The sequence below is a fragment of the Ligilactobacillus salitolerans genome, assembly GCF_003864415.1.
Taxonomy (GTDB): Bacteria; Bacillota; Bacilli; order Lactobacillales; family Lactobacillaceae; genus Ligilactobacillus; species Ligilactobacillus salitolerans.
This window is the reverse complement of the sequence record NZ_BFFP01000031.1, coordinates 1-22,172: the sequence shown is the minus strand read 5'-3', so window position 1 is coordinate 22,172 and position 22,172 is coordinate 1. Positions and strand designations below refer to the sequence as shown.

18 protein-coding genes, 1 pseudogene and 1 other annotated feature are annotated in these 22,172 nt (G+C 45.2%); of the genes and pseudogenes, 4 read left to right on the top strand and 15 right to left on the bottom strand.

Annotation, left to right across the window (positions count from 1 at the left end; translation table 11 throughout):
* Window positions 1–30 precede the first annotated feature (30 nt).
* The 5 genes from LFYK43_RS08905 to LFYK43_RS08885 form a co-directional block, all read right to left on the bottom strand.
* On the bottom strand, window positions 31–1,284 hold the full coding sequence (locus LFYK43_RS08905) for a glycosyltransferase family 2 protein (protein WP_229718009.1): 1,254 nt from the start codon (window positions 1,282–1,284) through the stop codon (window positions 31–33).
* Between the two features lie 27 nt (window positions 1,285–1,311).
* Entirely contained in the window at window positions 1,312–2,901 is a 1,590-nt protein-coding gene (locus LFYK43_RS08900) for a hypothetical protein (protein WP_124977511.1), read from the bottom strand.
* Complete coding sequence (gene wsfD / locus LFYK43_RS08895) at window positions 2,891–4,363, bottom strand: glycan biosynthesis hexose transferase WsfD (RefSeq protein ID WP_229718008.1); 1,473 nt, start codon at window positions 4,361–4,363, stop codon at window positions 2,891–2,893. Before wsfD ends, LFYK43_RS08900 begins: the two co-directional genes overlap by 11 nt.
* A 533-nt stretch (window positions 4,364–4,896) precedes the next feature.
* Complete coding sequence (locus tag LFYK43_RS08890) at window positions 4,897–6,168, bottom strand: NCS2 family permease (RefSeq protein ID WP_124977507.1); 1,272 nt, start codon at window positions 6,166–6,168, stop codon at window positions 4,897–4,899.
* 13 nt (window positions 6,169–6,181) lie between these two features.
* The gene (locus tag LFYK43_RS08885) at window positions 6,182–7,417 is read right to left on the bottom strand and encodes a NupC/NupG family nucleoside CNT transporter (RefSeq protein ID WP_124977505.1); all 1,236 of its coding nucleotides are present in this window, start codon (window positions 7,415–7,417) and stop codon (window positions 6,182–6,184) included.
* Between the two features lie 567 nt (window positions 7,418–7,984).
* On the opposite strand from LFYK43_RS08885, the gene LFYK43_RS08880 reads away from it, so the two are divergent.
* A complete protein-coding gene (locus tag LFYK43_RS08880) occupies window positions 7,985–8,731 on the top strand; it encodes a threonine/serine exporter family protein (protein ID WP_124977502.1) in 747 nt (248 codons plus the stop codon).
* Between the two features lie 18 nt (window positions 8,732–8,749).
* On the top strand, window positions 8,750–9,196 hold the full coding sequence (locus LFYK43_RS08875; protein WP_124977500.1) for a threonine/serine exporter family protein: 447 nt from the start codon (window positions 8,750–8,752) through the stop codon (window positions 9,194–9,196).
* A 71-nt stretch (window positions 9,197–9,267) separates the two neighbouring features.
* On the opposite strand, the gene brnQ is transcribed toward LFYK43_RS08875, so the two are convergent.
* A complete protein-coding gene (gene brnQ, locus LFYK43_RS08870) occupies window positions 9,268–10,662 on the bottom strand; it encodes a branched-chain amino acid transport system II carrier protein (protein ID WP_124977498.1) in 1,395 nt (464 codons plus the stop codon).
* Between the two features lie 162 nt (window positions 10,663–10,824).
* Window positions 10,825–11,065: a binding site (T-box leader), on the bottom strand.
* A gap of 153 nt (window positions 11,066–11,218) precedes the next feature.
* Here brnQ and LFYK43_RS08865 point away from each other — a divergent pair.
* The gene (locus tag LFYK43_RS08865) at window positions 11,219–11,725 is read left to right on the top strand and encodes an acyl-CoA thioesterase (protein ID WP_124977496.1); all 507 of its coding nucleotides are present in this window, start codon (window positions 11,219–11,221) and stop codon (window positions 11,723–11,725) included.
* A gap of 29 nt (window positions 11,726–11,754) precedes the next feature.
* Here LFYK43_RS08865 and LFYK43_RS08860 read toward each other — a convergent pair whose 3' ends face one another.
* Complete coding sequence (locus LFYK43_RS08860) at window positions 11,755–12,141, bottom strand: helix-turn-helix transcriptional regulator (RefSeq protein WP_124977494.1); 387 nt, start codon at window positions 12,139–12,141, stop codon at window positions 11,755–11,757.
* 723 nt (window positions 12,142–12,864) lie between these two features.
* On the opposite strand from LFYK43_RS08860, the pseudogene LFYK43_RS08855 reads away from it, so the two are divergent.
* Window positions 12,865–14,105, top strand: a pseudogene (locus tag LFYK43_RS08855) (RNA-guided endonuclease InsQ/TnpB family protein).
* A 207-nt stretch (window positions 14,106–14,312) separates the two neighbouring features.
* On the opposite strand, the gene epsC reads toward LFYK43_RS08855, so the two are convergent.
* From epsC to LFYK43_RS08815, 8 genes are all read right to left on the bottom strand, one after another.
* Window positions 14,313–14,837, bottom strand: a complete 525-nt coding sequence (epsC, locus tag LFYK43_RS08850; protein WP_124977492.1) for a serine O-acetyltransferase EpsC — start codon at window positions 14,835–14,837, stop codon at window positions 14,313–14,315.
* On the bottom strand, window positions 14,809–15,987 hold the full coding sequence (locus LFYK43_RS08845; RefSeq protein ID WP_124977491.1) for a trans-sulfuration enzyme family protein: 1,179 nt from the start codon (window positions 15,985–15,987) through the stop codon (window positions 14,809–14,811). The genes epsC and LFYK43_RS08845 overlap by 29 nt, the downstream gene beginning before the upstream one ends.
* Before the next feature lie 20 nt (window positions 15,988–16,007).
* The gene (locus LFYK43_RS08840) at window positions 16,008–16,916 is read right to left on the bottom strand and encodes a PLP-dependent cysteine synthase family protein (RefSeq protein WP_124977489.1); all 909 of its coding nucleotides are present in this window, start codon (window positions 16,914–16,916) and stop codon (window positions 16,008–16,010) included.
* A gap of 347 nt (window positions 16,917–17,263) precedes the next feature.
* Window positions 17,264–17,992 carry an antiholin-like protein LrgB gene (gene lrgB, locus LFYK43_RS08835; RefSeq protein ID WP_124977487.1) on the bottom strand — a complete coding sequence of 243 codons (729 nt, stop codon included), beginning with the start codon at window positions 17,990–17,992 and terminating at the stop codon, window positions 17,264–17,266.
* On the bottom strand, window positions 17,992–18,441 hold the full coding sequence (locus tag LFYK43_RS08830) for a CidA/LrgA family protein (protein WP_124977485.1): 450 nt from the start codon (window positions 18,439–18,441) through the stop codon (window positions 17,992–17,994). Before LFYK43_RS08830 ends, lrgB begins: the two co-directional genes overlap by 1 nt.
* A gap of 204 nt (window positions 18,442–18,645) precedes the next feature.
* The gene (locus tag LFYK43_RS08825; RefSeq protein WP_124977483.1) at window positions 18,646–19,377 is read right to left on the bottom strand and encodes a LytTR family transcriptional regulator DNA-binding domain-containing protein; all 732 of its coding nucleotides are present in this window, start codon (window positions 19,375–19,377) and stop codon (window positions 18,646–18,648) included.
* A gap of 2 nt (window positions 19,378–19,379) precedes the next feature.
* The gene (locus tag LFYK43_RS08820; protein WP_124977482.1) at window positions 19,380–21,119 is read right to left on the bottom strand and encodes a sensor histidine kinase; all 1,740 of its coding nucleotides are present in this window, start codon (window positions 21,117–21,119) and stop codon (window positions 19,380–19,382) included.
* Window positions 21,120–21,580: 461 nt separating this feature from the next.
* Window positions 21,581–22,172 (bottom strand): solute carrier family 23 protein (locus LFYK43_RS08815; RefSeq protein WP_174713989.1); only part of this gene is annotated, 592 nt, incomplete at its 5' end.

Sequence of the window (22,172 nt, the reverse complement as noted above, 5' to 3'; positions counted from 1 at the left end):
CAGACCAGCGTTGCCAACACTAATAAAGAGTTACTGATAACGCTTAGTCTTATACCACTTAGCTTCTTTATGAAAAATCTGTTCACGGATATAACCCACCATTCCATTCAAGGCGACAGCTAACCACATCTGGCTGTATACAACATACATTAAAAATATTAGTAAGAAATTCTGGAGTGTCATTTCTCCTTTTTCGGTCGTGATCGTCGCGAAAGTTGAAACCATAAACATCACAATTGCCAGACCCCAGACGATCCCGCTAAAACCGGCTAACTGCGAATGGAAAACATCTGCCACTGAAAGAATGAAAGCAACATCGGATAAAATCAACGACGTCAGCAGCAAAAAATAAATCGAAGCAAAGTACAAGAGGTCAAACCGGATCCGGCGAGCTTTTTTGTCAAACAACAACTTCATATTCTTTAAAACAACATAGATATTGCCCTTGACCCACCGCGTCCGTTGGTGAAACCAAACATCCATCGTCTGCGGTTCTTGTTCCCAGGTAACGGCCAGCGGCTGAAACTCGATCCGATAACCATGGCGATAGATTTGAAAACTAATTTCAGTATCTTCGGCTAAAGCTTTGACATCCCAGCCCCCGATCTCTTCCAATAGATCTCGCCGGATAACATAGTTAGTCCCGGGGATCGTCACTAATTTGAACAGCCGCCTGCGGCCTGCTTGAGCCATCCACTGAAAAGAGAGAGTTTCAATGTTAATAAAACGAGTGAGTAAGGAGGCATTTTTATTCCGCGTTCTAAATTTACCGATCACCGCACCAAGTTCTGGATCCTGCTGGATCTGTGCGACCAGGACCCGGAGTGCGTCTTTTTCTGGGGTGTTATCTGCATCATAAACAGAGATCAAAGTGCCTCGGGCCTGCTTTAAAGCAATGTTTAAAGCATTCGACTTGCCCTTTCCCCCATTGGTTTGGTCGGTGTTGATCACAACCAAATTACGGCCCTGATAGATTTTTTGCAGACGAGCCAAGAGTTCTGCCGAATTGTCGGATGAATTGTCGTTGATCACGATCACTTCATAACGATCTGCCGGATAATCAAATTCCAAAAGCGCTTGAACCGTCTTAACGATCACGACGCCTTCATTATGTGCAGGCACCATGATCGAGACAAAGGGAACTTCCTCTTTCTCAGACAGCTGCGGTCTGGGTGTCTTTTGCCATTTCAAATAATACAAATAACCCGCCAAAGTCAAACCCAGGTTGACCAGCAAGATCCCCCAGATCGAAATAATTGAGATAAAAATCAGCACATCCATCATCACAAATCCCCCCTTTGTTGCCAAAAGTTACTTCCTTAAAAACATCTCCCGGTAAATTTTGCGCCCCAGCACGAGCAAGACTGCCAAAATCAAGAAGATGATCACAAAAATCAAGATCAAAAAGGTCGAGCCCAGCGCGAAAAATTTGTCGATATAGGATTGTTGCGTCCCGATCTTAGGAGCTTTTAAACTAACCGGTAATTTTTCTTTAATCTGGACTAGACGACCATTTAGGCGGTAGTGTCCTGACTGATATTCGACCCTGATCGCACCCATTTCGGTCCTCGTACTGAGCTGATCTTGCACCGGATCATACCATTTCAGGCCAGTCAGCTGCAGTTCTTTTTCTAAGTGCCGGACCTGTTGACTTGAATCAGGTAAACTAACCGTGAATGCAACAGGCAAAGGCGCGCTGAGCCGCTTTAAACCTGAGGCAGTTTTAAACTGTGCCAGCTTGACCGCTAAAAATGTCTGAGGATTGACTGCAGACGTTGTGGCCGGCTGCTTTTTTCCCACGATCGCTCTCAGCTTTTCATGACTAGGATCCGGTAAAAGCAGCAGCGTATTAGACGCATGAGTACTATGCCGCTGCAAGTACGGGATCTGCTGCCAGAACTGCGGACTAGCCATGCCGACTGGATATACCCCAGCCTGCGTCAAGCCGGCAAATGTGCTTTGCATTGTCGAAGACAATAGCTGGCGTGAATTATCATCATCTTGTCTCAGGTAGGGAACACGTAAAAATATGATCCCGCCCCGCCGTTGTGCTTGCCGTAAAGCCTTGGTATATTTGTAAAATTCTGGGGAGCGGGTCCCCGTCGCAAGACTCGTTACACTTAAGGCAAATGGCCAGCCGTTTGCATGCAGCATTTTAGTCAACCGGTTTAATTTCTGCGTGTCTGTGTACGGGTTAATGCCGGTGATCGTTAAAAGCGGCTGACTACTGGTATTCTTTTCAAACATGTGTCCAATCAGTGCAGCGCTTTGCAGCACGCCCAGTCCATTTTCCGGCAGAACCGGCAGAAAGGCATTGTGACCCACACTGACTCCGAAGGGAATTTTGTTTTCTGAACCTTGAGCTGATAGCATGCCGAAAGTCTGGGCTTGCTTGGGCAGGTCTGATAAAACTGTCACAGCATTGGTAAAAGGCAGCTGCTGGCTGGAACCGCTAGTCCGTATGGTAAATTGCTGCGAGTAAAGCTGCTTTTGTTTTGCACCCAGAGCGGATAATTCGGCGGAAGTCAATTTTCCTCCAATGTGGATCCTGACTCCAGTAAAATTCTGGCGGTCATGGGCAAAAATAGAGGAAATACCGCTTGCGGAATCAACTTCCTTATTTTCAAGGGTGATCAGACCCAGATATTTTCCGCGCTGTAACTGTCCTTGCTGATAGGCAGACTCTTGCACGGCTTCAGAGGTCAAGCCCAGTGAAGTCAGCATCCGCTGCAGCACGGTCACCTTACTAGTTCCTTGCTGGCTGAAAGCCTGGGAATCGTAAACGACTAGTACCTGAGCAGCAGGCTTGGCTATGGTCTGCATTTGAGCGGTGGGGTTCTTGAAAAAAGCACCTAAAACCGTCAGCAAAAAAACGACGCCCAATAACTTTTTATTTCTCATTCTTTTGCTCCTCTTTTGTTCCCCACAGCTCGTTGTTCAACCCATCACTGAGCAGCAGCAAGATCACCAGCTGAATACTTAAAGTTGCCGGCAGCAAGCCCGAAGTCAAATTCAGCCTGCCTTGCAAAATGATCACAGCTAGCGGCAAAAACAACAGGTTAAACAGCATACCAGCGACCAAAGCTAATTTTCTCCCGCCGATCAGCAAACCTTTTTTTCTATCATTATAGAAGCCTGCAGAATAAACCAGGAGCAAGACTATGGACAAAAGCAAATTGAAAGAATACTTTTGCGGATAGAGTTTTGCAAAGCCTGTGCTAAAAAGACTGAAGAGTTTCAAGGACAGTTTTTTTGAGGCGGGCTGCAAATACTCTTTAGTTCCCGCTTGCGGTGCAGTCAAACCCGCGGCAGCCGTATTCAGCAGCGTGGTCGTCCGGTGCGGATGAGTCAAATACCAGTAAATGATCCAAGGATAATGCAAATGGTCAATCACTTCTCTTTTGATCTGCTTACTTTGTGGATCCAAGGCGGTGTAGCCGATCGGATAGTAATCTTCACCAGCTAAAAGAACATACTGCGGTTTGATCTTGCTGTTAGCCAGAGTCTTTGCGGGATCATTCGCTGTTTCCAAAATACCTTGTGTAAGCGTCGTGAATTTCAACATGTCTTGCTGCTGGCGCATGCTGCTGCTAAACACCAATCCGCTGGTCAGCAAAACGCCAACTAAGCCTATGCTGTACCAGGTCTTTTTTTGCTTATTTTTTGTCCCAATGATCAGTCCCAAGCAGATTATGATCAAGCCTGGTAAAAGAAAGAAATTCTGGACCTGAGCCGTCACTAATAGCAGCAAATTGACCCAGAAAAGCCCGGCAATCAAGTGCGGGTATTTTGTCTGCGGTCTGATCATCAATAAGAAACTGGCACAGGTAAAGACTAGCGTGATCAAGGTAACAGCTTCGCCGTAAAAGGAATTGAGATAGAGACTATAAGTTGCGTCCGTTAAGACTAAAGAAACAGCTAATGCTAAAAAATAATTTTTCCAACCACGTTGATGATGGATCAAAGCGCACAATAACAATGCGATGGCGCTGAAATAACTCATGAAATAAACTAGTCCAAGGAAACGAATGTCAAAAATATGGGTACTGAAAAAAAGTTTATTGAGCCCAATGGCAGCTTGAATAAACAAGCTTTGCGAGGAAAAAAAGTTCGGTGTGGTTTCATTAAAGTGCTGACGCAGACCGTATCTTAACCCAACTGTCTGTGCGCTTGAATTCAAAGGATACAAACCATTTGCAGACAGGACCTGGCTGAAATTGCCATTATCAGCATAACCAGCGGGAAACTGGCCTAAAAGCAGGAAGCTTAAAACTAGACCACAGAAGATGATACCCAAAGCAGTCGGTGAGCTGACCCTTAATAGCAATTTTTTTATCTTTAATTTATTATTTTGCGAATACATTTTTTGTTTAAGATTTTTCATCATTCCTAAGCCGTTAATAATTCGATAGAAAGCCTACATTAATACCTTTGCACGCAACATTTTGTATACATTCTAAACATTCTACTAACCCAGATTTGCAAATACAAGTTAAATATTCAAAGTTTTATGCAGATAAAAAAAGATCGATTCCTGACTAGAAATCAATCTTTTAATAAACTGTATATAGATAGACCAAAGATTAAAAATTATGCTGGAGGATCCAAGCCCTTTATTCCCGATGGAAGTAAAAACTAAAGATTTAGTTCGCTTCCCAAGCACATTTCCGATGATCAGTTGTGAAAAACGCCAGCAAATTTTCTTGCCCTGCGAAAATTTGGTGAACTTACTGCCAAACATTCAAAGTTTGGAACAAAGTCTGGCAAACTTACTGCCAACATGCTTAGTCTTCGATTGACTTGTAGTCAGCACTCAAATTAGTTAGAAAATATCTTATATTTGTCCATGTCCTGAAATATTTTACCTTGCAGCCTTTAGTAGTTAGACCAAATCAGTTAGAGTAACGCTCCAGCCACCAGCTGCAACAAGAACAAACCGGCTAAGATCAACATTGTCCAGGAAAGCTCGCCTGTCTTTTTAGCCGCAAATTTAACCAGCGGATATGAGGCAAAACCAAAGGCTAATCCGGTCGAAATCGAACCAGTCAGCGGTATCAAGACAATGATCAAAAAGGCTGGGAACCACTCTGAAAAATCAGTCAGATCGATCTGTCCGATCTGCTCCATCATTAAGGCTCCTGTAATAATGATGACTGGGGCAACCGCTGCGTTGGGGACATATCCTAAAAACGGGATAAAGAATAAGGAAAGCAAAAACAGCAGTCCTGCCGTCAGGGCAGAAATCCCTGTGCGGCCACCGCTTTCGATCCCGGCTGCACTTTCTGCCGCGGCGACAGTCGGGCTCGTTCCCATAAAACTAGAACACAATGCGGCTAAAGCACTAGCCTTGTAGGCACGGTCAAAACTGCCAGGGTCTGTCAGCAGCCCCTGCAATAACCCCATGGATTCAAACACTAAAATCATTGTTAACGAAAAGACAGCTATCGCAAATTTGACGGTGAAAGCTTGGCTAAAATCCCCGACACGGATAAAATCACCCAATGAAGCTAAATTTACGTTTGGCATCCCGCCCTGATCGCTTGCCCCTAAAAAGAAAGCCAGTAGACTGGTCGCGATGATCCCGATCACGAAGCCGCCAGGGACCTTGCGCATATATAAAACTAACGTCAAAACTAAGCAAAATAATGCCAGCAGCACCGGTGTACTAGTCAGGTCGCCTACTGCCAACAAGGAACGCTGTCCGCCTGAGCGAATCAGCCGGGCTTTTTCTAAGCCAAGCACGACCAAAAACAAGCCGATCCCAGCAGTGATCCCATGCTTAAGGCTGGCCGGGATCGCATTTGCCAAAAACTTACTGAGCGGAGTCAAAGCCACTAGGAGGTAGAAAAAGCCGCTGACCGTACAGACCGCAAGTGCTTGCTGCCACGTAAATTTCATTGTTTGGACTAAAGTATAGGTGAAAAATGCGTTGACACCCATGCCTGGGGTAATGATGATCGGGGCATCAGCCAGGAAATACATCAAAACACAACCAAGCACGGAGGCAAAAATTGTCGCAAAAATGCTGAGATCCGGTGGGACCCCAGCATCTTTGAGGATAATTGGATTAACAATAATGATATAGGCGATGGCAAAAAAGCTCGTCGCCCCGGCGATCAATTCAGTTGAAAGCTTGATACTGCCGGTAAATTTCTTTTTCTCTGTCATTTCAAACTACCAACTACCAGACAAAGATCCCAACCATCGCAGCAGATAACAGAGATACTAGGATCCCTGACAAAAGCATGTATCCCACATTAGCCGCGATCAGGTCGTTCTTTTCCTTGTCGACCAATCCTTTGAACGCCCCAATGATCATCCCAACGGTTGAAAAGTTGGCAAAGGATGTTACAAAGACCGTTAACACAGCGCGATAATGAGCAGAGAAGGCTGCCGTATTGATGGTATTCGTGACTTTGCCCATCACGACAAATTCATTAGTAACCAGTTTTTCTCCCATATACTGAGCAAATTGGAAGGTGTCGTGGACTGGCAAGCCCATCAGCCAAGCAAACGGGAACATCACGATCCCTAGGATATGCTCCAAAGATAACCATGGATTGACCCAGCCTAAGACCTTGTCGATCAACGCAGCCAGTGCCACAAAGGCAATTACGTTAGCTGCAATGATCAAGATCAAGCGGCCGGCACCCAGAATAGAATCACCCAAGAATGAGAAAAACGGTTCTTTTTTGCCGGAAGGTTCCGTCTCACCAGCTGCAGCCGCAGCGGATCCGCTCATGGTTGCGATCGTATCCTCTTCTTCTGGGACGACCAATGGGTTCAAGAGTGTTGTCACGATCAAAGCATTGATGACATTGATCGGGATCGCCGTCAAAATAAACTGAGCCGGCATCATTTGAGTATAGGAGCCGATAATTGATGCAGTCACACAACTCATTGACATCATCGCGATCGTTAAATTGCGCCGAGCATTCATCTGCTTCATTTGTAAGGAGGAAACGGCTAAGGCTTCCGTGTTGCCAAGAAACATCATCTCAACGGCAAAGAATGATTCAAAGCGTGGCTGGCCAGTCAATTTCGATAAGCCGCGGCCTAACCATTTGATGACCCATGGCAATACACCAATGTAAGTCAAAATATCAAATAAAGGTACGATCATCAAGATCGGCAAGAGGACCTGGACGAACCAATCCATTTGTTTGACGTTGACCATACTTGGTAAAGCAAATGCGATCCCAGTGTAGGCAACCTTGACCAGTTCATTGAACCCGTCTGCAGCCACCTCCACGATCGTTCTGCCGACTGAGAAGCTCGTTAAAAACCATGCCAAAAACAAATTGACTACAACCATGACAACAACCGCACGCCAGTTGATCTTCTTTTTATCTTTAGAAAACAACCAAGCAAGAAGTAAAAAAATAGCTAAACCACAAATATTTACTGCAAGATACAAAAAAATCCTTCTTTCTTATGTAGTACACTTGATTGGAGCTAACAACTTTTACCTATGTTTTTTTAGAAAAAAATAAGCTAAAATACAGTATAACGATTCATTTTAATAATGTAAACAAAAGACGAACGTTTGTCATTTACCTATCAGTCTTCTTTAATTTTGAAGAAAAAAAATGCTTGGGTACAAGTTGAACATGTTGGTGTCGGCGAACGGCCACGTGCTCCTTGTCGGGGTTTAAGTTTATGCCACGTGAAAAGTTTGGTACACACTTTGCAAATCTTTGTACCAAACGATTGTCGCTTGGTACTTACTTTTGCAATCTAAGTACCAAACGCCGATCAGCTGTAGTAAAAAAATATTTTCATTGAGCTGTGCCAGGCAGCAGGTTCTATCGATCTAGCCGCCCTGCTTCGCTCTCTTATTCTTAGTCGAGCTCCGGGAAACAGAAAGTTGCGCTTATCCAACTCCTGCCAAATATTGCCCAACCCGCAATATCCGGCCGAAGTCCGATAATGCTCGCTTTCTTCCCGTTTCCCTCCGCTCTGTTATTCTTTTGGGGGTCTTTTCTTGGAAAATAAAGCCATCGATGTCGGTGTTTTGGCCGGCAAAATTTTAGTCGAATCTGGTTCCGAAATGTGGCGGGTCGAAGATACCACTAAACGGATCATCGACCACGCTTCTACTAATAATAAAACCGAAGCCTTTACGAGCTTGACTGGTCTACTGGTCAATCTAAAAGACACCCCCTACACACGTTTCATGCAGGTTGAAAAACGCGGGATCAATATGGATCATATCAATTCCGTCAACCTGCTTTCCCGCCGTTACACCGAGGATAAAATCACTTTGGATGAACTCGAGGAAAAGTTATTGCGGCTGCGCAACGCCAAGCCGCAATACCCGCTCTGGCTGCAAACAGTGGGTGCCGGCTTTGAAGGTGCCTTTTTTATGTTCATTTTCACGCAGACCTATAACTGGGCCGATTTCCCGCTGGCATTTTTTGCTGGAGCTCTTGGCTACCTAGTCACCTACTACATCAGTACCCGCTTGCGGATCCGTTTTATGAGCGAATTCCTAGGCGCCTTGACAGTTGGACTGTGCGCCGTGATCGGTGTTCGATTACATCTGGGCGACAACATTCAAAACATTATCATCGGTGCCATAATGCCTCCTTTGCCCGGTGTTCCCATGATCAACGCCATGCGCGATATCTTCGAAGGAAACCTGCTCTCAGGGTTAGAACGCATGATGGAAGCTCTGATTATTTTGAGCGCGATAGCATTCGGTGTGGGTGTCGTTTTACGTTACATGTAAGGTGGAAGGAAAGAAATCATGTCACTGTATCATCTTTTAATTCAAATTAGCTTTAGTTATCTGGGAACTATGACCTTTGGGCTCTTTATCAACATGCCCAAAAAAGCACTTAATGCTTCGAGTATAATTGGAGCTGCCGGCTGGATGCTCTACTGGTTCATGTTCAAATTCGGCCTTGGTTCCATCCTCGGTAATTTCTTAGCGGCTTTTCTAGTCGGATTGTTGGGTATTGTCTGCTCGTTAACCAAAAAAATGCCCAGCACCATGTTTAGTACCGGACTCGTCCCGCTCGTTCCAGGAGCCAGCGGTTATCAAGCTTTAGCTGCTTTCATTAACCATCAAACTGACTTGGCAATTTCCAAAACAGTTCACGTTATGATGGTCGCCGGGGCAATTGCCTTAGGTTACGTCGCTGCTCAAATGGTCGCGGACATCATTTATCAAAGAAAACCCAAGCAAGATTAATGTCATCAAATACAAAAACCACAGCGCGGTCCATTGACCAGTCTGTGGTTTATTTGAGTCCAGAATTATTTTTACTGATTAGAGCTGGTACTTGTCCTGCCTGCCAAAACCGGCCGTAAGAAGTGGGCTGCTAAACCGAGGATCGCCCCAACTACTGCTGGAACAAGCCAATCTAGTCCAAGCGAGGCGAGCGGCAAAAAGTTCTGTTGAAATGCTCCCAAGCTCTGTCCGAACGTGCTTTGACTGACTACCGGCGGAAAAGCAGCGACCATGTCCAAGAAAGCTGGGACTGTCGTAAAGACCACGGACAATAAGTAAACAACAGGATCGCGTTTGAACAAAGGCGAAGCCACTGACAAGACGATCAAGACCATCGCAAACGGATACAGGAACATCAACATTGGAGTCGACCAGCTGATGATCTTGTCCAAACCAAAGTTGGCAGTCAGAAATGAAGCAAAACACGTCACTGCTAACCAAGTATGGTAACTGACCTTAGGAAAATGTTTCTGAAAATCTTGCGCAAAAGCTGCCACTAGCCCAACGGCCGTCGTCAAACAGGTCACTGTGATCAAAACCGCCAGCAAGGCATGGCCGGCTCCGCCCAAATAATGAGTTACGATCTGATTGAAGGCGACACCGCCATCAGCCGAAACCTTAAATTGTGACAAAGTCGTAGCTCCCAGCCAGATCAAAGCAGCATAGATCAAACCGATCATCGTCATTGCCAAGAAACCAGCTTTCATGGTCACTTTTCCGTTACTGCGCGGTGTTGTCTTCCCCAGCTGCTTGATAGCAGTCACAACTGTCACACCGAAGGCTAATCCCGCTAAGGCATCCATTGTATTGTAGCCTTGCAAAAAACCGTTAAAAAAGCTGGCCGACTGGTAATCTGCAGTAACAGCCTGGCTGCCGGCTGCGCCGAGCGGATGTAAAAAGCCCAGGAAAAACACGCTGAAAAGCAAAAGCAAAAAGACTGGATTCAAGACTCTGCCCAACATGTCCATGATATTTGACTGTTTGTACGAAATTAAGAAGGCAGTTCCGAAGAAAAGAGCTGAAAATAAAAGCAAACCACCATGTGCCCACGAGCTTGGCAACATTGGCTGAACCCCGACCGTAAAGGGAACTGTGGCTGTCCGGGGCGTCCCGAAGAGCGGCCCGATCGTCAGGTGGATCAGCACCATAAAGGCTAGGGCAAAATAACGGCCTAATGGTGCTCCAATGTCATAGACTCCTTGAGAATGAGTTGTGCTGATCGCGAGCACAGACAAAAGCGGCAATAAGACAGCGGTCACTAAAAAGCCCAGACCGGCTGTGACCCAGTGCGCACCGGCTAATTGGCCCAAATGAATCGGAAAAATCAGGTTGCCGGCCCCAAAAAAGAGCGCAAACAGCATGGAACTAACAACAAAATATTGTTTCTTGGTTAATGGATTTGGATTGAGATCTTGTGTATTGTGCATCGATAATTAACTCCTTTATTAGTGAATTTTGCTGTAAAATTTTAATCGGACTAATGTCGCTTGGAGATTCCACGAGCACCACTTCCTTCCACTAAGTTATGTATTTTGCCAAAAAATAAACTACCCAACGAAAAAAGCGCCCTAAATCCAGTTTAAAACTGAATTAAGGGCGCTTGACGCACTGTACCACCTTATTTTGCAAGTCATGAAAAAACCTGCCTTTCTTCACGTACGGCCAGCAAGGCGATACGCTAACACTATAATGGGTGTCACCAATGCACGTTACTTTATTTTCGGTGCATCGCTCGAAAGGGATCTTCACATCTTATGACCTGCTTCCTCTCACCACACGAAGCTCGCTTCTAGTTTTAAAGATGATACTTAACTTTCTCACAGCGTTTTGTAATTTATTGTTGCTAATTTTAATCTAAGGATTTTACCTTGTCAAGCAATTTCCATAAATGCTTTTTCATGCTTGAGAAATACTTTGTAAAAAATCCGCCCCTGTACTTCCATGGTAAAATATTAATAACATTCATCACCGGGAGGAAATTCTATGTCGAAAATTATGACCTGCAAGCAAACTCTTGCAGTCACTACCCATCGTGTCTTGGCAGCTGATTTGAACGAACACGAAACGGTCTATGGCGGCCGCTTGTTAGAAATGCTAGATGGGACCGCCTCGATTTCAGCAGCACGCTTAGCTAAAAGCATCAACGTCACAGCTTCAATGGATCAGACTAACTTTATTGCGCCCTTTGGCTTACAGGACTCGTTTTGCATCGAAACTTACGTCAGCGGCTGCGGTAAACGTTCGATCGAAGTCTTCGCTAAAATTGTCGGTGAACACCTGCAGACCGGCGAACGCTATATTGGTTTAACTTCGTTTCTGACATTTGTCGTCACCGATAAGAATTTTACACTCGGGACGATTTCACCTGAAAGCCCAGAAGAGATCATGATCTGTCAAGGTTATCAGGCACGGCAGACCCAGCGTCTTCAGGCTTTAAAGTCGCAACAAGCTTTCAACGAATCTCTGAGCACCGGGTATCCTTGGGACTAAGTTGAGCAATTGCTGGGAATGATCTAAAATTAATGAAAAGCATTGACCAACGCATTAAGGATCCCAATTACTATCCCACCAAGAGGAATAAATACCCACCAGTATCCGGCTAAAAAATCCCAAAAATTTGTACCACGTCTCCGAACGTATTTGCCTTTTCTGGGATCAAAAACAAATTCACTGTTATCAACGTGCTCTTGTGCTTGGGCTGGTTCTATCCCAAGAATTAAGGAGTCTAATGAACAGTCAAAGATTTCAGCTAACTTAATGATATTCGTTAAATCCGGCGTAGCATCGCCTGCTTCCCACCGAGAAACAGCTTGCCTAGAGACATATAGTTTTCCGGCAATTTCTTCTTGAGAAAGATTGGCTTTGGTTCGATATTTTTTCAACTGTTGCGGAAATAGAATTTGCATGGTAAGTCCTCCTTGAAATCCATAAATTTGATGCTTTTATTATTTACTATGTCTGGACAAAAGGGTAGCAATTAAGACTAAAAAACCGCAATTAGCAATCTACATGTGCGCACGGATAGGTTGCTAATTGCGGTATTTGTACTGACAAACGTTGAAATAACAATGTTTATTCAAGTTGCGGCAAGATAAGCTGTTTAATTCGCTTTTTATAAGTTGGTTTTACAGAATTGACATGCATAGCTGGAAAATTTTGAACGGAAATTTCAATTTGCACAAACTATGAATCATTTCCGTAGTCTGGATCCTATGACTGACGTGACTTACAACTTTTAATCAAAAAATAATCAGAGTTCAGTTGCCTGCTTTAACAAGGTTGCTGAATTCCGATTTGCTCTGAGAACTTTTTTCTTAAAATTCACGGTATTTAAACGTAAAAAAAGAAAAAGTCTGTTAAATCAACAGATTTCCCTTATAATATAGTTACCACAACCAATTAATTTAATGCGATAATCCCTTTATGGTTGTCAGATGAATGCGGCCTTTGGGTGGAGAAACACGCTTATTTTTTCATTGTATCGTTAGTTCTCAAATTGCATTTTTTTGTGACGTGATTTCTTTTGGATATCGTTATCAAGGAACATATGTTTTGATATTTATACCTGATCCGTATATAATATATTTAGTATTTTATGGAAACAGGTGAAAATAGTGGCAAAGTTGAGCATGAAAAAACTGCCGTATCATTACGGTGTAAAGGTACGTTGTTATCCTTCTAGTCAACAAAAAGCAATTATCAAGCGCAACAGTGATGCTAGTCGGTTTGTTTACAATGAACTAGTGGCGATCGGCCGTGAGTTATATGAGTTAAAGCGAATTAAGTTACCAATCGATACGGTCCAACAACGAATTCACCAACTTGAACAGCGTAAAAAAACGACTAGGAACATCTGTAATGAGCACTTGTTTTTGTTTCATAAGGATATTGATAGCTTGTGTTTAGCGAATGCCAAGCAAAACTACGCTAAAGCTTGGCACGCGTTTCGAAAAGTTAATCGAAGCGGAACTCCAGTCTTTCATAAGAAAAGTTACTGTTGGAAGTATCAAACCAATGCCCAATACAGCAGCAAAGTCAGTCTACCGTCTTTGCTAAATGGCACCGTCAAGTTTCTGGATCGCAATCACGCTAAATTACCCAAGCTTGGTGTCATCAGAACTGGCACAGTCCGGAGTAAAATTTGGAATATGCGTGAAGTGGTCAGAATTGGCACAGTGACAGTAACTAAAGATAGTGCAGACTGTTTTTATTTGAGTTTCCAATTAGGTTCAACCCAACCTTTTATCGGGGCGGTGACCTTTACCAACGAAAAATTGGGTCTTGACCTGAATACGGAAAATTTCTTGACTGACAGTAATGGCGCAGTTGTCGCTAATCCTCGTTATTATCGTAAAATACTCAAACAACTTAACCGGCAAAAGCGTAAACTCTCACGCCGACAGCTACGAGCCAAGAAAGAGCACCGTCCTTTGTGCGACGCTAAAAATTATCAAAAACAACGACTGCTCGTGGCTAAAATGCAAGTCAAAGTGGCACAGCAACGACTGAACTTTCTACATAATTTGACAACTGAATTAGTCAAGAACCACGACTTCTTGGTTGCCAAGAGTTAAGAAGCAAAAATCTGTTGAAAAACCACGCACTTGCTTTGTCGATCAGTGATGCTGGCTGGCGGCTATTTTTACAACAACTGCAAACCAAAGCCGAGCTTTATGGAAAAACCTTTATGGCAGTCGATCCACGCAATACCACGCAGACATGCTCAACTTGCGGTTATCTGTTGACAGGTGACAACAAATTGACCTTGCGTGATCGTAGTTGGCAGTGCCCACAATGTCAGACCAAACATCAACGTGATCTTAATGCTGCTAAGAATATTTTAGCCAAAGGGATCGATCAATTAGCATAAACAATACAACAGCCCCTTGGCAACTTGGGGGCTCAATGCACTTGGTAATTAGCAAGTCAGACGGCTTAGCGACTTCGGTCAATAAGACGCAGTGCTGTATCTAGTGAAATTGTAGCAGGTACTCGATGAGTGCCAACGACTACAAGCCGCGAGGCAGTTGACTCAGCAAGATTCAGATGACTAAGCAAATACACCAGCAAACCACCTTCAAATAATTTTAGCCAGTTTCTGTTTAGGCACGATCCGAGCCGGTGCACCTACGACCGTTGCCTCAGCTGCCACATTATCCAAGACCACCGCCCCGGCTCCAACTTTGCTAAACTCACCGACTGTGATCGCGCCCAATAATTGGGCATGTGCTCCAATAAAGGCGCCACGCTTGATCCAGGGATGGCGACGCTGATTTTGACCGGGGTACCTGGAACCTAAAGTTACCCCATGCAAAATAGTAACATCATCCTCAATTACAGCCGTAGCACCGATCACTACCCCGATCCCATGATCAATAAACACCCGGTGACCGATCTGCGCTGCTGGTGCAATTGAGATCCCAGTCGTATTAGCGGCATGCCGGCTCACCAGCCCAGCCAAAAGGTAATGATGATGCTTGCTTAACCAATGTGCGATCCGATACCAGAATAAGGCGTGTAATCCGGGATAAGTCAGCACAACTTCCCACAAACTGTGCGCTGCTGGGTCACGTTTAAGAATTGAGCGCGCCGTTTGCAGCATGAGTCTGGCTCCCTTTCAAATTGGCAAATCCTTGCTCCAGGTCAGCCAATAAGTCCTGGCTATCCTCCACCCCAACTGATAAGCGGATCAATTCATCCTTGATCCCATTTTCGAGCCTGATTTCGCGCGGGATCGCGCCATGCGTCATCAGAGCCGGGATCTCGATCAATGATTCCAAGGCACCCAGGCTTTCAGCCAAGGTCACTAATTTCAACCCTTCGACAAATTCCCGCGGATCTAATCCTGGCTGCAATTCAAACGAGATCATTGCTCCAAACCCATGCATTTGCTGGCGGGCAACTTCGTAGTCAGGGTTATCAGGATCGCCCGGATAATAGATCTTGCTGACAAGTTCCTGATTAGCCAAATACTCGAAGACCTTCTCTGTATTTGCCAGATGTGCCCGCATTCGTAAAGCAAGAGTCTTGATCCCGCGCTGCAGCAGCCAGCTTTCCTGGGGAGCCAAGATACTGCCGATCGCATTTTGCAGGTAGCCGATCCGTTCGGCCAGCTCTGGAGTCGCAGCCACAACTAGCCCGGCGATCACATCGCTATGCCCGCCTAAATACTTGGAGGCACTATGCAAAACAATATCGACTCCCAATTCCAACGGACGCTGCACGTACGGCGAAGCAAAGGTATTGTCGATAATACTCAAAATCCCGTGTCTTTTTGCGATTTGAGCTACCGCCTGAATATCGGTCACGTGCAGTAATGGATTAGTCGGTGTTTCCAAGTAGATCGCCTGAGTATTTTCTTGAACCACATCTTCAACTGCTGCCAAGTCCCGAGTATCAACGACCGTAAAGGTCATTCCGAAACGTTTCAAAACCGAATCGATCAAACGAAAAGTCCCGCCATAAACATCGTTGCCGACAATAATGTGATCACCAGCAGAAAAAAGCGAGAACACTGTGTTGATCGCCGCAGAGCCGGAAGAAAAGGCAAAACCGGCAACGCCGCCTTCTAAATCAGCAATCAATTTTTCAACTGCTTCTCTGGTCGGGTTCCCTGAACGGGAATATTCATACTGACTTTGACCGATTTTTTGCTGGTGGAAAGTCGATGCCATGTAGATCGGGATCGAAGTTGCTCCGGTATATTGGTCTTCGCTAATGCCTGCGTGCAATAATTTTGTATCAAATTTCATAATAATTGACCCCTTTTTTCTTAATCGTAAATTTTTTCGCTGAGATAACGTTCGCTGCTGTCTGGAAAGATCGTGACGATCGTGCTGTTAGCAGGTAATTCTTGGGCTGCCTGCAGACTGGCTGCCAAGGCTGCTCCGCTAGAACTGCCGATAAACAAGCCTAACTTGCGCGCAGCTGCTTTGACCTGTGCAAATGCTGCCTGGTCGCTGATCGTCAGTGTCTGATCGATCCGCACATCCTGAAAGAACGGCGGAATAAATTCGACGCCGATCCCTTCTGTGCGATGTGCATGAGCCGAACCGCCATTTAAAATTGAACCCTCCGGTTCGACTACGATCGTCTTGGTAGCGGGATCGTGGTCAATCAAATACTTGGCCACCCCCGCGAATGTCCCGCCGGAACCGGCGCCAGCCACAAAGGCAGTGATCGGGCGATCCAATTCTTGAACCAATTCTGGTCCCAGAGTATGGTAATAAGCAGCAGGATTAGCCGGATTTTCAAATTGCATCGGTACGTAGCTGTTTGAGATCTCCTGTTCAAGTTCCCGGGCTTTTTGAATCGCGCCCTTGATCCCCGCTTCACTGGGAGTGTGCACCAATTTGGCTCCCAAAGCCTGCATCAAGACCTGTTTTTCAAAGCTGAACTTTTCCGGGATCACCAGGGTCGTCAGCAGCCCCAACTGTTGGGCGGCTAAAGCGACCCCAATTCCAGTATTGCCGGCCGTTGGTTCGATGATCGTCGTCTGCTCATTGATTTTGCCGCGTACTTTTGCATCTTGCAGCAAATATTGACCTAAACGATCCTTGACGCTCCCGCCAGGATTGAACATTTCCAATTTTGCATAAATATGGCTGCCCTGCGGAACATCGATTTGTAAGTCCAGCAAGGGGGTGTTGCCGATCAACTGTGTCACAGATTTAATAGTCATGCGCTTTTCCTCCTAGAAGATCATGATTAATTTTTCAAATAAAAAAGGACGCAAGCTTCTGTTTTCCAGAAAGTCTCGCGTCCTCAGTCCAATTCCAACCCAGTTGGTCATTGAACTCTTTAAGGTCATTTGTCCTCAAAAATTTTCAATGCAAACAGGTCGAACATCGCCAAAAACGCGTTGTTCGACAGCAACATGTATTCGCATTAAAAATAACTGAAGCCATAATGACACCTCCGAATTGAATTGCTATCAATATACATAACTATTAAACAGATGTCAAACGTTTTCTAAAAAAACGCCAAGGGCACTCATCTCCCTTGGCGTTAAATTATTTTATTTAGACATTACCCTAATCCAACTAAGTGAGCAAAAACCGGCACGACTAAATTATCCACCAGACCGATCACAACCACTGCCACGGCTGCCATCGCACCTTCAACGGAACCCATTTCTAGGGCAAAAGCTGAACCGATCGTATGTCCGGCAGTGCCAAGTCCCAACCCGGCACCCACCGGGTCATCCTTAAGCTTGAACCATTTGACCAGATACTTGCCTAAAGCATAGATGATCACGGCGTTTAAAATGCAGGCCATCGCAGTCACCGCAGTATTGCCGCCGACAGCTGCTGTCAATGGCAAAGCAATCGCTGTTGTCGCCGACTGACTTAACATCGAAGCGATCCCGATTTGATTTAACCCGAATGCTTTACCTACGATCGTGATGGCGAAAAGCGACACGATCGTTCCGATCACCAAACTGCCTACAATGATCGCCCAATTTTTCTTCACAACATCATTTCGTTTATACAATGGCACCGCAAAGGCGATCGTCGCTGGAGTCAGGAACCAAAAGATAATGTTGCCGCCCGGCTTGTAAGCTTGCGTATAAACTTGTTCTGTGCTGACATTCAAAGTCTTACCTAAAACGACTAAGACTGCGATCCCCAAGACCATGGCAACAAAAAGGGGCTGGAACAAGAAGAAGCCTTTAGATTTCTTAAACAGCCACTGTCCAACCATGAAAACTGCTAGGGACAGGAAAACTCCAAAGAGCGGATTAGTTAGATAACTCATTATTTGTCCCCTCCCGTTGCATTTTGTGCGATTTGCCGCGCCGCCGTCTTATGTTCTGCAACCCGTTCTTTGACCCAGGTCAAGGCACGTGCCGTATATGCTGTCACTACTAACAAAATCACTGTCGCCAGCAGGATCACTAAAACCAGCTGGATGCCTTGGGCCTTCATAATATCAAGGTTGGCTGCCAATGAGATCCCTGACGGTACGAACAAGAAACCGATGATCGAGATCAAAGCACTGCTGAAGGAATCGACCCACTCGAGCTTAATGACATGGGTCGTCAACAAGATGTACAGCAACACCAAGCCGATCACTGGTGTCGGCAATGGAAATGACGCCGGCATCAGACCTGAGATCACCTGGGAGACAAACAAAATAGCTGCATAGATCAGCATTTGGAACAACAACGGTGCTGATTTCTTTCCTTCTCTTTGATTTTTTTTCATGGCAAGCCACCCTTTCTTCACATGTTATTTCACTCTCTTGCTTACGTGAATATCATATGCAAAAAATTGCAGTTTGCGTCGTTTTTAAGCCGAAATGCAAAAAGTACACGCTGAAATGCACCAGAGTCAGACCGAATGTCGGACTGTTTTCTCCCAAAAGCACCCTACTAAAAAAACTTCAGCCACACCTCACTGAAGTTTACTTTAGATCCCCAGTTTTTGCCCCAGTGCCTTTTGGAAAGACCGGCCCACCTGGACTTTCTGACCATTAGCCATAATTAAAAGGGAAGTGTGGTTAAACCACGGTTGGATCTCCTTGACTCTTTCCAAGTTGACTAAGGCATTACGATGCACCTGCATAAATTTGGGATCGGTCATCTTCTCTTTTAACCAGGCTAGAGTCTTTTTAGTTGTATAGTCGGTGTTCAAGGTGGAAATCGTTAAAACACCTTCGCTGATCTCTGCGGCAACGAGGTCGTCTTTTTTGATCAAAACATTGCGGTCAGCCAGTTCAATACTCAACATCTCACTGATCGGCGGCTGTTTTTCTGGTTCTGCTTCCAAATGCAGTGTCTTGACCGCCTTGCTTAGAGCCTGGTCGATCCGCTGCTGTTCAAATGGTTTGAGGACATAATCCAGTGCATCCACATTAAAAGCCCGCACGGCATACTCATCATAAGCTGTCGCAAAAATAATCAACGGCGAATATGAAAGCTGCTTTAATTCATCCGCCAATTCGAACCCGTTTTCTTCATTCAAAGAAATATCTAGAAAAATCAGGTCGATCCGATCTTTCAATAAAACAGTCTGGGCTTCTTTTAAATCCTCTGCCTGAAAAATTTGATAGTCTAGTTGAGCTAAGACCCGGCTTTGCTTGAGCAGATATTCGAGTTCGGTGCGTGCCAGCGGTTCATCATCCACTAATAAGATCTTCATCCTTAATTAGCCCCTTCCTTATACTTTAGTGGGAGTATTGTTTTAAATTCCGTCCCTTGCTTTCCAGTAATGACCTGCAGTTGACTTTTCGAGCCATACAACCCTTGCAGGCGTTGATTTAAATTGTAAAGGGCAGTTCCGCTGCCCTTAGTCTCCTTGACCGGCTGTTGACCGACCGTTTCGAGTACTTCAGGGCTGATCCCATTACCGTTATCCTTCACACTGACTTCAAAATGAGCCGCGTCAACTGGTTGAAGCGAGATCAAAATCTGATTATTCTTTTTTTTGCCCCCAAAAGCGTGCCGAACCGCGTTTTCCACAAAAATTTGCAGGCAAAACGACGGCAGCATAACGTTATCTGCCACATCGACTTGGTAGTCGACTTGGAATTTATCCGGAAAGCGCATTTTTTCGATACTCATATAAGCATCCACGTGGCGTCTTTCCTGCTCTAAGGTAACTTCTTTTTCCTGCCCGTTTTGCAAGCTGGAGCGGAAAAAGACACTCAGCTGCATTAGTGCTTCATGAGCCTTGTTAACGTCCACCCGCATCAACGCCCCGATCGTATTGATCGCGTTGAAGAAAAAGTGCGGGTTGATCTGAACTTGCAAAGCCTTGATCTCAGCCTCATTCAGGAGACTGGTCTGTTCTTCCGCGATCCCGATCGCTAACTGTCCGGAAAAAATCAAAGCCAAGCCATTGACTAGATTCTCTTCAACCACTGTCATCTTACTGCGTGCCGTAGAATACAGCTTCAAGGCACCGATCGTTTCTTCATTGACGCGCAAAGGGATCACGATCGCAGCAGTTAACGGGCAATCGGGTACAGGACAGCCGATATCTTCTTTGTTGTAGGCCAATTTTTCCTCGCCTTTAGCGATCACACTTTTGGACAGGTCAGTCATGACCGGCTCGCCGGCGATATGGTGGTCCTCGCCCGCCCCAACGTGCGCTAAGACGTTCTCCGTATCAGTCAATCCGACTGCATCGAAGTTCGTATATTCTTTAATGATCTGGCAGACATGCAAGGCAGAATCAAAGTTCAACCCGTTACGAAAATAAGGCAAGGTTTTATTAGTCAGCTCCAGCACGTCTTTAGTCTGAACTGCCCGCAACTGGCGTTCATTTGATAAATATGTTTTCAAAATTTCCATAAACAAGCTGGCCCCGATCGTATTCAGCAAAACCATCGGTACAAAAATCAGCTTAACTAAGTCGAAACCGCGGAAAGCAAAAATAAAGCTCATCTGGATCATTTCAGCTGAAAAAGCCAAAAGAGCCACCCAAAATGTCTTGGGATAAAGCCCGTCGCCCTTGGCTTTATCACCCCACACTCCGATCAAATACCCAATTAAGACTGAGCTGATAATGTAGAAGTAATCTGAAAATCCGCCAAAAAAGACCCGGTGCAAGCCGCCCACCAAGCCAACCAGCATCCCCACATAAGGCCCGCCCGTCAGACTGGCAGAGGTGATTACGAGCATCCGCGTGTTGGCGATCGAATCCGATTGCGGCAACCCCGTCAAAATCAGCGGTGTGATCACTTCTTTAGAATTCGTGATCTCAACCCCGGTCAAATTTGCAATCACAACGAATAAGGAAAAGATCAAGGTCAACCAGATTTGAGTTTTGAAGGTCCGTTTCTCCAACAGTCCCCTAAAAAAGCGCGTGTTGACCAAAAGAAACGCCAGCAGCATAATGATCCCTAAGCGTTCAGCCAATAACACTAACAAGTTAAACATTTTTTTACCCCCAAACACAGTCTTCTTCAGTTTTCATTATCTCACACATCATTTGCCGTCTGTAGTATCACAGACCCAAAAGCTAAAATTCCGCCCCCAATGACCCCCAACAGCTCCTCAAAAAAATGCCTCCCTGCTCGTTTGGGCAGAAAGACATTTTCCTAATTAAAATTAATTACTAAAAGTTGGAAGACTCAGATCTTTTATTGTCGAGGAAAGCAACTTTGATGGTGTGCGGTGTCTTGGTAGTTAGTTTGAAAACATACAGCCAACCGGCTCCCATTTAGTTCGACTTGGAACCAGACTAAACCAGTTTGGTGCCTTCTTGGACCGACTTGGAGCCAGACTGACCCGGTCTGGTGCCTTCTTGGATCAACTTGGAACCAGACTAAACCCGTCTGGTTCCTTCTGATTTTAACTTGCAACCTTTAGTTAATTATTGGACAAAATTGACGTCCCTGTTATTTAGCGGGTTGTTCTTCTTCAACTTGCTTTTTAACCGCGGTATGGTTCAGCAGTAAGTTCAAGATCACTGCTGTAAAGCTCCCAACAACCATCCCATTACCCAAGATCGTTTGCAATTCAGCGGGTAAATACTGGAACAGTGCCGGCTGAGTCGTCACGCCTAAACCTAGTCCGATCGAAACCGCCATGATCAGCAGGTTTTTATTGTTCATTTCAACTGTGGCCAGCATCTTGACCCCTTGGGCACCGACCATGCCGAACATTACCAGCATCGCCCCGCCGAGAACAGAACTTGGGATCAAGGTTGCCACTGCCCCAAACTTGGGGATCAACCCTAAGAATAAGAGCAAGCCGGCAGAATAATAGACTGGGCGCATCGTCTTAATGCCAGAAAGTTGGACGATCCCAACATTTTGGGAGAAAGTTGAGTATGGGAAAGTATTGAAGATCCCTCCTAAGATCGCGGCTAAACCTTCAGAACGATAACCGCGTTTCAGATCATCTTCAGATAATTCTTGTCCAGTCACATCAGAAAGTGCGAAATAGACCCCGGTAGACTCGATCATACAGGTGACTGCCGCCAAGATC